The sequence below is a fragment of the Sphingobacterium faecale genome, assembly GCF_016746095.1.
Classification (GTDB): domain Bacteria; phylum Bacteroidota; class Bacteroidia; order Sphingobacteriales; family Sphingobacteriaceae; genus Sphingobacterium; species Sphingobacterium faecale.
This window is the reverse complement of the sequence record NZ_JAERTY010000005.1, coordinates 91447-104178: the sequence shown is the minus strand read 5'-3', so window position 1 is coordinate 104178 and position 12732 is coordinate 91447. Positions and strand designations below refer to the sequence as shown.

Here is a 12732-nt window from a genome sequence, read left to right as displayed (position 1 = left end):
GTAGCCATGTGTAGAGCAGCGATCATCCAACTCATACTTGCAGGGTGGATAAGTACAATGTCCATCGTAATAGCACAAGAGAGGATATATAATTATGTACATTTTAAGGTACAGGATGGACTCCCAAGCAATATTATACGGGACGCAGCACTGGATAAACAGGGACTTGTGTGGATTACAACCAATAAAGGGCTTAGCTACTACGATGGGCATTCGTTTTTCAATGTCAATTTTGACGAAGCAGAAGGCAATTCCGTTTCTAATGACCTGGGACAAATTAGTTTAGGAGAGAACAACAAAATATGGATCACCACATATAATCAAGGGTTGCTGTGTTATGACCGGACTAAGTCGTCAAAGGAGGCAATTACTACGTATGCTGCAAAAGTGGACAATGGTATCCTTGAGAAGCAAGAACTATATGCGGTACATAGTTCCGTTGGAAAGGTTTATTTCGGTGGACAGGAAACAGATCTGCAGGTCTTGGATATAGCTACCAGTCATATCCGTCTAATAAAGCTAGGAAGAGAAAAGAACCGCTATACTACCATTTATAGCATCACGGAAGATCAACAGGGGATTTTATGGGTAGGCACGCGGTACAATGGACTATATTCCTACGATCCCGTCTCCGGTAAAATAGAATCATACGATCTGAAGAATTCCGGAGAAAACGGAGTTGGCGGAGTATGCTTTATAGAGGATAGGGCATATGCCTCGTACTACGACCATGACCTCATAAGTATCCATAACCGGCAACAGCAGATCATTCAAACAAAGATGTTGAATATCGGGTATAGCAACAATCCTTACGATAATACAATTACGGACATTGCCTACTTTCCGGAAGAGAAGAAAATACTGGCAGCGCACAATAAGAAGGGGATATATAGTTACGATCTGGCGAGCCAACACAGCGAGCTCATATCTTGGGATAAAATATCACCAAAAGATCCACTCCCAGTAAAGATAAATAGGATAGTAAAAACACCGAATGGCTATTTGATATGTTCCAACAATGGTTTGTTTTATTATTCCAGACACTTAAACAGGATAAAAGATTTCATTCCCACCTCTGAAATTGCACCGATAGAGCGGATTTTTAAGGTAGGGAATACACGATGGTACATAACCAAGACTGCGTTAGGAGAGCTATCTTATGATCTTCAACAGCGGAAAACTACATATCCACTTAGAAATCTAAGCATCAGTCAAGTATCTGTCGTTGGAGATAGTATCTATCTATCCACTTTTGATCAAGGTGTTTATGTCTTTAGTACTAAAACCCAACAGCTAAACCCTTTGAAAATTGTTGGTCCCTCTTTTTCTTTCGAAAAAGCGGATTGTAATAAAGTTGTAGCTGATACCGTTTCAGGTAGCCGTGTGCTGTGGATCGGTTCTTGGAGTTCTGGATTATATAAATATAATATCAGTACACAGGCCATCTCTTTATATGGCGAGGGCAATGGCTTAGTGAACAACAAAGTGATCACAGTAGCCAAGGATGCTAAAGGAGCTTTATGGTTGGGGCTGGACGGATTTGGTGCAGCTAGAATCGAAGATAAATCGACCATGAAATTTACAAATTTTATGTATCAAAAGACTAAAACAGGTATTGCATCCAATACTGTATTTTGCTTTATGCTTGATAAGCAAGGAACTTTTTGGTACAGCAGTAGCCAACAGGGGATCGGAGCTATCATAGATAGGTCGGATGGCACCCATTTTAGGCATATAAAAGACCTGAATCGCTTTCCTTGGATATATGTGCACCGTCTAGAGGAAGATCTAAAAGGCCGTATATGGATGAAAGCAGCGGATGGTGTGATGTTGTTCGATCCGGAAAACGGAATTTTTTCACAACTGCATCCTGGCAAAGGTATATCTCCTCCAGCATGGTTAGCTGTGAAAGACTTTTATATCGATGCTGATGCATTGATATGGACTACCGATATGGGCTTGGTGAAAGGACCCATCAGCGCAATAGAGCAAAAATACGAAGAACAGATACTGCCGGTAATAAGTACATTCAAAATTATGAATCGAGACAACTCTTATCGCCTGCTAAAAGGCAAGTTGATTCTATCGCCCCAGGAGAACACGTTCACCTTTCATTTTGCTAACCCCATGCAGATGAGCGACGGCAATTTAAAATACCGGTATAAGTTAGAAGGTATAGATGCGGATTGGATCGATGCAGACGAATATCAACAGGCCGTATATAGTAATGTTCCAGGAGGCGATTATGTGTTTTCTCTGCGCGTGAGCGATCAAAATGGATATTGGTCAGACGGAAGCATCCATCTCCCTGTGCATATCCAACTTCGATGGTTTCAGAGTTTCTGGTTTAAGGCTGCGGCGACGGGAAGCTTTTTTCTCCTTATAATTTTGTTTCTGATCTACCGTATACAGCATCAAAAGAAAATAAACCGTCTGCAGCAGAAGTTTACACGTACCCTACAAAAGGAATTAAAACAAAACGCACGTAAAATAAGGGAGCAAGCAGAGATACTGGAAATTGAAAAGCAGGAAAAATTAGAGTCCGAATTTAGGCAACAGCTTTATGAGAGTGAACTGAAGGCCATACGCTCGCAGATGAATCCCCATTTTATATTTAATATATTGAATTCGATTGAAGCCTATGTTGTAGAACAGGATGCTACAAGTGCCAGTAAGTTGATACATAAGTTTGCCGCTCTAAGTCGTATTGTATTAGAAAACTCACAGTTTTCTGTCGTTAGTATAGCTTCCGAACTCCAATTGGTCAAGCTCTATCTCGACCTCGAACAGGAACGTTTTTCCGGCTCATTTAGCTATAGTATAAAAATAGAGAAAACACTGAAAGAAAGCAATAAAAAAATTCCTTCCATGCTGATTCAACCCATTGTCGAAAATGCAGTTCATCACGGTGTAAGGCATCTGCTCGGTAGTCTTGGTAAAATTTTGGTAAGTGTCACCGAGAGGGACCAAAAGATAGTCATCGCTGTCCTAGACAACGGTGTAGGTTTTAACGTCTCCTATAAAGTAGGTGCCGAGCATTTTAAAACGAGCTCTTTTGGTCTTAAGGGGGTAGAAGAACGATTACGGATGATCAATAGCAGAATGGCGGTACCCGAAGCTTCGCTAGAAATCGATAAAAATCCGCTAGAAGAAGAATATAACGCTAAAGTGATCATCACGCTCCCCTCCATTTCCTAATTGACCCTTTCTTTTTTTGGGTAGGGATTTTACAATTGCCATACCTTACTAACCCAGATGCGCTATTCACGCGTAGACTATAGCCTTCCGCTCATTCTATAAAAATGATTTCAGCAATTGTTTTCTCTTTGTAAGCAGCCAAAGGGGACAAAGGGCCTTTTTAAAATAAATTATAGACGAATAATATAGATATGAAGAGATTTTCTTTTTTACAATGTTTTGGGGTATGGATGCTAGTGTTTTGCGTCTACGCCTGTACCAAAGAAGGCGATGTGGGTCCGAGAGGATTAGATGGTCTGAATGGCGCTAAGATTCATAGCGGTACCAACGTACCTAATACTGATATGGGGGTAATGGGCGACTATTATTTACAGACGAATACGGGACAACTATTCGGACCTAAATCCGAAACAGGATGGGGTGTACCTTTGAACCTTGTTGGAACCCCGGGGACAAATGGCACAAATGGCACGGATGGCCTGAATGGAGCAACAATACTAAGTGGGACTAACGCTCCGGCCACTTCGACAGGTGCCTATGGTGACTATTATTTCAATAAGTCAACCGGAGATTTCTATGGACCTAAGTCTGCTGGTGGATGGGGAAGCCCTACCAGCTTGAAGGGACTAAATGGAGCGACCGGTGCAGCTGGTTCGCAGATACTGAGTGGTGCTAACGCCCCTACTATTGCTATAGGACATATTGGAGATTTTTATTTTGATACAAGCACGTCCGATTTTTACGGTCCCAAATCAGCGACATCCTGGGGTATTCCAGTCAACCTCAGGGGTACGCCTGGTACAGGCGGAACAAACGGGGCTAGAATTCTGCATGGATCCGACACTCCTCCACCTAATATAGGAACTGCAGGAGACTACTACATCCATATTACAACAGGCGATCTCTATGGTCCTAAAACAACAATATGGGGAAGCGCCATTATGAACCTGAGAGGTCCACAGGGTGCCTCCGGAAGTGCAAATGTAATATATAGTGATTGGATAACTCCAAGAAGTGACTCGTTGACATTCTTTATACAGGCACCTAGGCTGACTAAAGATATTTTTGACCGCGGGCAGATCGCTGTATATGCGCGGGTAGACAATCATGGAACTTATGAGATTATTCAGCTATCGGAGGGGTGGTTCTACACTTCTTCAGAATATAAGATGGGATATGTAGCTCGAGTAGGATCGATTACCATCCGCTCGAGTAATGTAAGAATCAATAACACCTATTCCTTTCGTTATGTGCTTATTCCAGGATCAATATCGACTACAGCACGTGTCAATATGAACAGCTTTTCGGAAGTGAAAAAAGTATATAGAATTCCAGACTAATAGCTATGGTGTATTCGATAGTCGATTTATCACTCCATAAATTGTGGAGTAATCTCTTGAATAGAAGCAGAATAAGATACATGCTTTGTTTTATTTGGCTAGGATTGTATTCTGGGCAACTATTTGCCCAAGATCTTACTAAAATAGCACAGCAGAAGCCCTTCGCTTTTCAGGGAAACCTGGAGCTGCGGGGTATGTTCTATGGAGCTTCGGGCATCCCCAACCGATTGGAACCTGTTAATTACCTAATAAACGGTAGTCCGACGTTTACATTTTATGGGTGGTCTGTACCCACCAATTTTACTATCTCCAAGAAAGAAACCACCTTTCAGCAGCCCTTCAATCAATTTGGGCTGAGCCCAACCTATAAGTGGATAACCTTACATGCCGGCTATCGCAATATTAACTTCTCACCATACACCTTAGCGGGGCATACAATACTAGGAGGAGGAATAGAACTTACTCCAGGAAAGTTACGATTTGGCATGATGTACGGACGTTTGAACCGCGCTACCGTTATCGACACCAGCTCTATGTCATTGGTACCTTTCTCCTTCAGCAGAAAAGGAATAGCTCTAAAAATTGGATATGGAACAGCGAACAATTTTTTTGATTTGAATATTCTACATGCTAAGGATGATAGCACGACTAATCCAGATGGCTTGACCTTCGTAGGAAACAGGGTAACCCCAGCCGCCAACTCGGTCCTGAGCTATGGTACCCGGATTACCGTTTTTAGAAATTTCTTTATAGAGAGCGACGCGGCTATCAGTTTGCTAACACGTGATATCAACTCAAGACTGTCTTTGGATTCCATTGAAGACAAAACATTGCGGCAGCTAAGTAATCTACTGGACATTAACGGCACCTCGGAATGGTTCCTGGCGTTCAGCGCTGGCGGGGGGTATAGGGCAAAGGACTATGCTGTCAAAGTCAATTATAGGCGGGTGGAGCCAGGTTTTACATCTATGGGAGCTTATTATTTTACCAATGATATAGAGAATCTAACGATAGCTCCTAGCTATAATCATCCCAAAGGGTATATACGTTTTCAGGGAAATGTGGGCTTGGAACAAGATAATGTCCGATTACAGAAGGAATCGACTAGCCGGCGCTGGATAGCATCCGCAAATCTCTCCAGCGATGTTACCAAGCAGTTGGGCATTGATGTTCAGTTCAGTAATTATTCTAACAATCAAAAACCTAATACACTTCGCTTTGCAGACTCGCTAAAGATTGTGCAGACGACACGTACACTAGGCATCGTGCCACGCTATACCATAAGCAATGAAGATGCCGTTCATTTGATTTTGCTTTCAGCAAACTTCAATGCTATGAATGATTATAACAGCTATTTTGACAATACCGGAAATGCCCCCAGTCGGGATATAAATTCCACTCAGTACCTGCTAAATTATACCTTATCACTGCTAAAAAATCACGCCACGGTGAATAGTAATCTGAGTTATACCCATCTGAATAGTCAAGCCATTAAAAACAGTTATAAAGGGATCGGAGTTGGGGGGACATATGTGCTGTTAAACAATAAAATGACGACCGGTTTTAATATGAATTACCTATTGGGAGAGGCGAATGCTAACAAAAGCAATATTTTCAATAGCTCCTTCAATCTAGCTTTTAAACTGAATAAACTTCAGGCTATACGTGCCATGGTTTATTTTACAAATAACAATCCTGGATCTGTAATCACGGGGGGACAACCAGCCTTCACTGAAACCCGTGGGGAAATTGCTTACCAACTGAATTTTGGACTATGAAACTGATACTTTCGAACATACGTTATATACTTATAATTTTTGCAAGTTTACTATGCGGGCCATATCTGTGGGGACAGGTACAGATTACGACCCATGTGTTACCTCCTTATCAGAGCCGGATTGCAGATTATGCCTCACATCCTGAGTTAATGTTGGTAACACTGACCAATCTATCCACGACCGAAGTCAACGTACAGCTTACCGCAAAAATAACGGGAGATAATGGAATTGCAGCGTGGGTAAAGCCGGGTTATAGAAGCCCAAGTCCTATAACCATACAGGCCGGACAAAGTATCAGTCTCCATGGGAATGATATCGCCTTTTTATTTGATATCAATAAGATTGAGTATACCGGTATAAGCCGGACGGATATGACTAGAGGTGTAGGGCTTTTGGAGGGGAATTACACTTTATGTATACGCGCATTGCGCTACAGTAACCTCGAACCGATCAGCCCAGATCAACCCCTAGGCTGTACCAGCTTTAGGATCTCGGATGTCGAACCCCCAAGAATTTTGTCTCCTTTTGCCGATCAGGTGCTGGATACCAAAGCTGTCCAAGCATTCCCTATCACGTGGTCTACGCCCCCCGGATCGCCTCCGGGCACGCAGTATAAAGTAAGGATAGTGGAGATGGTTGCACCTCGAAATCCAAACGATTTGATACAATCCACTCCGCCACTGATAGAAGAAACGGTGTTTCAGAATATGCTGTTATATGGTCCGTCCTATCCCGCTTTGGTACCTGGACGCAAATATGCACTAGTGGTACAGGCACAGGATCCAGAAGGGAAAACCTTTTTTAGAAATCGGGGAATCAGCGAGGTACTGGTATTTACCTATGGAAAAGAAGGGGACAGCGAAACAATAACAACAGATAATAATAAAAAAACATCTTCAGAAGAGAACTTACCGAAGAAATATGCAACAAACACAATTAAAGGAAGATTGGTATGGGCATTTAAACGATCCGAAGAGGTACATAAACCAGCCGTAGCCTTGCCGTATAAGGGGGATACAGGAAATATGCACCCAGGTGTGGTCGGCAATACGCTGCAAACGTCGCTGCTGGCCTCGCATTATTTGGAACACAACCCGATTCAGGCCAATAATGCGACCGCACTAGCACAGACAGACCCCACGCTTGACGGTAGGAAGATGATAGGCGAAACGCGAGCAGCTCCTACATTATCGGTAGAGGCAAGCAGTGTAATGAGTGCCAATGGCGCATCATCATTAGCGCTCACATATGAAAACGTAACACCTCAAGCTGGGCAGGAACGACATGCACTGGCCCATGCCAAGATAACCCTACGCGGAGTGAAGTCCATAATCAAAAATAACAATATAGGATCAGCGAATACACAGAGCAACAATCCAAAACCGTCGAAAACTACTGTAGAACAGGACAATCTATGGGCAGGATTACGCACCGAAGGCTCATTAAAAAATATAGCTACACCAATGGGGAATGCTGCGGTATCTGGGGGCAATGTAGCGAGTGACGCTCAAGCTAGCAATAGAGTCAATCCAGGGAATACGATTATCACCGATGCAGGAAGCAACACCGTACCACAATTGAAAGGAGGGGACTTCAATCAAGTTAATATACTGGCTACAGGGCGGACTGATCTGGAAGGAAACTTTGAAATACATTTTATGGATCCCAAGTATGCTGGAAACAACTCATACGAACGCATAATACTAACGGTAGAAACATCTGATTTTGAAACTTTTGAACATAGCATTCCTATTCAAGAGTTGAGTAGCTCCCCAACTATAGAACTCGGTGAAAAACTCTTGTTGGCCAAAACCTACCGATTGAATCCTACTTATCAGATCGAACCACATAACGGCGAAGGGCTTGGTAACCCCGGCGTTAGAGTACGCTTACTGAGGCCAAAAGAGGAGGTTACAAAAAACACCTATCTGCAGCATGAAAGAGCTGATAAGAATAGGGATCGACAGGAGGTCATTTTAGGAGGCCGAACCTATATCGTCATCGCCAAAGATAGCATAGAGGCATCAGATCAGCGAAAAGATCGTTACAACTTTTCTTTTGCAGGTCTATTCTATAGTGGCGAGTTACGACTTGAATTCGAGCCCTTAAATAAGGTGCTCAAGAATAAGAGCAGTGGGTTTCGCGTCATCGACCAAAAACTTAGCCCATCACAGATTTTAGTAGCGCGGCCCACTTTTGTAGGTGCATTGGTACAGCCTGCCGTGAGCGGACAAGTGATATTAAAGGCGGGAGAAAATATGGTACCCGTAGCAGATGCGGTGCTTACCGTGTCTTTCAGAGAAGAAGATAAAATATCAATTTCTTCTTCGTTGGTAACTGTGGGAAGCCTCAACCAAGTCCTGACCAGTCAGATAAATAAAGCAAGTACCTTGTTGAATAGCAGTGGGGGAAGCCTCGCGGGGACAATCCCAGGGACAAAACTCACACAGTTGGGTACCAATATAAACATGTTGGCTTCGGCCAGCGCCATTGATGGCACATCCCAGCCAGTATATGTTGCGGCAGGAAACACATTAGCAAACAGTAGCGTAGTTGCAGACATCACGTACCAACAGCTAATCACGGGAGATCAATATGCTTCAGAAGAGGCATTGCGCAAGAAATATGGACAATATACCGTAAAAACAGATAGCACCGGGCAGTATTATATCGGTAATCTTCCCTTATTAAAAGAGGGAGCTTCGTATACTGTAAAGTTGGCTAGTGTACCTGCTTCTTTTAAAAATCTAGAAGTAAGCCCTGGAATGGAGCAACAGTTCATCGCGGGTAAAGGTATCATGGAAACGCGCTCATTTACAATATCACCAGAGATATTCAATATTGTGGGACGTGTAGTAGACCAGGAGAAAAAGGGAATTCCCTTTGCCCGTGCACATTTTAAGGGAAGTACCAATTACTTCGAAACAGGAGAACAAGGTCTGTTCCAAACTAGTTATTATAGAGGAAACCATACTTTAATTGTAGAAAAGGAAGGCTATCTTCCACTAGAGATAAAAGTTAACCTGGTAGAGATTGCATCAGTGACTAATCCTGATAAATTGGGATTAAAGGATAAGATTGTCCAAGTTGCTGTAGTAAAGCCCGGACAAGAGGTAATGAATATGCAGACCGTGGACAACTGGACGCAATCTGTACAGAACACCCATACGGTTAAGAATGCACTAAATCTAGGTGCTACTTTTTCTCCGGCCATGTTTGGTAACGCCGCAGGTAATATAGGTAATCCGCTGAATCAGTCGACCCTTCAAGGTATTGGGAATACGCGAGGACCAGGTAACTATGAGGAAGATTTATCAGTGCTGACCGAACAATTGCAGTTAAACAATAGTTTTCAGGCGCAGATCAATAAAACCTATAAAAGCAATGCATTTGTATTTTCGGGTACCGAAACGACCGATCTCGGTGACATCGGCCCTATGTTACCACGTTTAGGAAAGGTTAAGTTTACAGTGGTATATAAGCAAAGTGGTGCTCCTGTTGCTGATGCATTGATCAGTCTCTTTGATAGCCTGCAATACACCGATATCGATGGGATATGGCTGTACGAAGGTTTTGGCGGCCGAGCCACAGTAACCGTTAAAGGGCCTCAAGGATCGGGTCTGGTTCCAATACAACGCTCAATACAGATCGATGAAACCGGTAAAGTAACAGATATACGCATAGAGCTGGAGCGCGGAGTAAAAGTGTATGGTATCGTGAGATCAGGAACCTTCGTATTGGACAATGCTTACATTGCCGTAGAAGGAAGAGACTACCTCAATACTAAGACCGACGCTTCGGGGCGGTACGAACTTTATATGCCGATAGGGGAATACACGATGCGAGCGTCCAAATCTGGTTATTTTGCCAAACGGGAAGCGCGACAACTTCAACAGCAACAGGACTTACAGCTTGATTTTATGTTGGAAGACGGTGGCGGACGCAATATCAGTAGCTTACTGGGGTTTGAGATCGAGTTGGATAAGGCCGAATCGGATGGAGCTGGGGAGCGTTGGACTGGTCGGTTTGTAAATATGAAAGGAGTTGCACCTCTTTTTGATAAAGATATCGCTATAGCTATCCCTTTTACAGACGCTAGGGTAAGTTTCGATAGGCAAGGAAATGCAATACCACAGAATAATGTGGTATTGACTGATTTAAATAATATAACACTTAAAGCGTTCGGATTCTTACCTGTTGTTCTAAAAAGCAACCAACAACTAAAAGTAACTGGGAATGAGCAGGGTAAAGGTACGATAACGGGACGCGTAGAGATCGATATAAGCAAGATCCAAGGATCACGCGGATATACACTACCTTCAAGTCAGCCCATCTTACTGACCTTGAATGATGCTGTTGGTACTCCTCAGATCGATGTATTCAAAGCAAATGCCAATAGTGTACAGAACGTACATTTAAAGTTGGCTAAAGCCGATGGCGCTGACCTGACTGCTAGCTTGTATGGGTTTACGATGAAACTGGATCTTTCTCGTTCTTCTGTAAGCATGGAGGGCATAGAATTGGCGGGAGAGATAAAAACCCCAGCTCTGGGGCCGATATCAGCTGCCAATATACAGGTAGAGCAGTTTAAACTATCCAAAGACCTGAAAATACAGGTCGTCAAGGTACAACAACAGAACCTCCCTTCATTTCAAATCGGCAGTTGGAAGGCTCAGTTGACCGCACTGCTATTCAATGAAAGTGGTTTTAAAGTGGGCGGTAGGTTAAAATTTACGATACCGCAGTCGAGCGAATCAACTATCGATTTTACAAACTTAAAGATAGGAAAAGATGCAATTTATGGAGGTGACTTCAATTTTCCTACCAATGGTATTTCCATATATAAAATTGCACAGCTTACCACGGGTAGCCAACCCCTTGGATTTGGTCGCGTAGGCAATACACAAGTCTATTATCTGGCCGGAAGCGCCAACATGAAATTTGGGACATTATTTACTAAAGAGATTAAAATTCCTTCATTTCAATTTCAGACCGATGGACGATTCTTATTAGAAGCACCTGTAAATCAAACAGCTGATCTGGCTTTTGCCAAATTTAAGCTTGCAAGCCTGACCCTGAGTACACTTTCTGGACAGAAACCTTATATTTCCGTACAGGGTGAGTTTTCTGCAGAATTTCCTGGGCTTCGCTTCGAAGCCTCCGACATTCGTTTTTCCGTTAATACCGGAGGGCAGGTGGGGTTCAGCGTAGGTACTATAAAGGGTGAGCTTTCAGTTGCCGTTCTTAAAGCCGGAGTGACAGTAGGTCTTTATGAAGATGGCTTTAAAGGAGGTGGTAAACTAGGAATTCCGGGCACGCCAATTAATGCGGAAATAGGTTTTCATTACCGAAAGGTAAGTGGTGGTATTGACATAGGTGCCGAGTTCGCAGCAGGGGTGTCGATTCCAATTGGCATTGTGGAAATAACGCAAGTGGGCGGAGGTTTTAGCTATAACAGTGCCAATAAAAAGTTTATGGTCAATATTAAAGGTGGAGCCACTATCTCTGGCATGCGAGCACTTGTCGAGCTTAAACCGATCAGCCTTACCGTCGAGTCTGGACCTATTATTACGGGGCATGTGGGAGTGGTCGTTGGCACGACCTTCAAACTGGTCGATGCTTATACCGTGTTGAACTTTAGGGATAAGTTTTTCGCTATAACGGTAAATTCGGATATCGAACCAATAAAAGGCGTAGCGCGGGCCCGATTAAATGGTTTGTTGAAAATCAAATGGGATCCTCAGGAAAACTATGTATTCCTAGGAGCAAATATGGACGTGGATATACTGAAAATACTCAAAAACTATGGGGAGTTTGCACTAGGCGTAAACATCAAAAATCCAAAAAGCAGAGGTGATGAGATCGCTTCCTATTTCAAATACCTCGAGGGAGAATTGTACAATGGTAATTCGGCTTTCTCAGGCGTGTATTTACATAGCAGCACTAGCTTCGGTGTACCCAAGGACAGAGCTGTCGGTATAGGGGGCGATGTCTTTGGAGTCAGAGCTTGGTTTTATACCGGTAGTGATGCTGTCCTCGTTTTGAACTTTGCAGAGAATGATTACCGCTTCCGTTTGGCGGGGACTGTGGAAGCCGGAGGGGAAGGTTGCTTCATAGGGATTTGTGTAGGTGGTGGATTTTCAACCTGTTATGCATTAATGGGAGGATATAGTACCGCAAATGGCTGGCAGCTGGGTGGGCGTGCCGGCGGGAATATAGAAATACAGATCGGTAAACGCGCCAATTGTAACAGTGTCGAGTTTTGTGCATGGTTGATACCTTGTGGCGGGAGAGTCTGTATCGGGGCGCACGCGGCACTGGATATAAGCACCAAACGAGGATTACAATTTAGCGTTGGCATGGGTAATTCTAACACAGGAAATCTATGTCGATAAATAGAATTTATTAACTGTAAT

4 protein-coding genes are annotated in these 12732 nt (G+C 43.2%); all 4 read left to right on the top strand.

Annotated elements, in window-relative coordinates; all coding sequences use genetic code 11:
- The first annotated feature begins 6 nt into the window (after window positions 1–6).
- The 4 genes from JKG61_RS10435 to JKG61_RS10420 all read left to right on the top strand — a co-directional run bounded on the left by JKG61_RS10435 (window position 7) and on the right by JKG61_RS10420 (window position 12711).
- Window positions 7–3198: a sensor histidine kinase gene (locus JKG61_RS10435; RefSeq protein WP_202102924.1), complete on the top strand. Its 3192-nt coding sequence runs from the start codon at window positions 7–9 to the stop codon at window positions 3196–3198.
- Between the two features lie 191 nt (window positions 3199–3389).
- Window positions 3390–4538 carry a hypothetical protein gene (locus JKG61_RS10430; protein WP_202102923.1) on the top strand — a complete coding sequence of 383 codons (1149 nt, stop codon included), beginning with the start codon at window positions 3390–3392 and terminating at the stop codon, window positions 4536–4538.
- Window positions 4539–4543: 5 nt separating this feature from the next.
- The gene (locus tag JKG61_RS10425) at window positions 4544–6316 is read left to right on the top strand and encodes a hypothetical protein (protein WP_202102922.1); all 1773 of its coding nucleotides are present in this window, start codon (window positions 4544–4546) and stop codon (window positions 6314–6316) included.
- The gene (locus tag JKG61_RS10420) at window positions 6313–12711 is read left to right on the top strand and encodes a peptidase associated/transthyretin-like domain-containing protein (protein WP_202102921.1); all 6399 of its coding nucleotides are present in this window, start codon (window positions 6313–6315) and stop codon (window positions 12709–12711) included. Before JKG61_RS10425 ends, JKG61_RS10420 begins: the two co-directional genes overlap by 4 nt.
- Window positions 12712–12732: the final 21 nt, after the last annotated feature.

What these genes read in the sequence shown, in the direction of transcription:
- JKG61_RS10430 (WP_202102923.1), top strand. Translation starts at nt 3,390, where the DNA reads ATGAAGAGATTTTCTTTTTTACAATGTTTTGGGGTATGGATGCTAGTG.
- JKG61_RS10435 (WP_202102924.1), top strand. Translation starts at nt 7, where the DNA reads ATGTGTAGAGCAGCGATCATCCAACTCATACTTGCAGGGTGGATAAGT.
- JKG61_RS10420 (WP_202102921.1), top strand. Translation starts at nt 6,313, where the DNA reads ATGAAACTGATACTTTCGAACATACGTTATATACTTATAATTTTTGCA.
- JKG61_RS10425 (WP_202102922.1), top strand. Translation starts at nt 4,544, where the DNA reads ATGGTGTATTCGATAGTCGATTTATCACTCCATAAATTGTGGAGTAAT.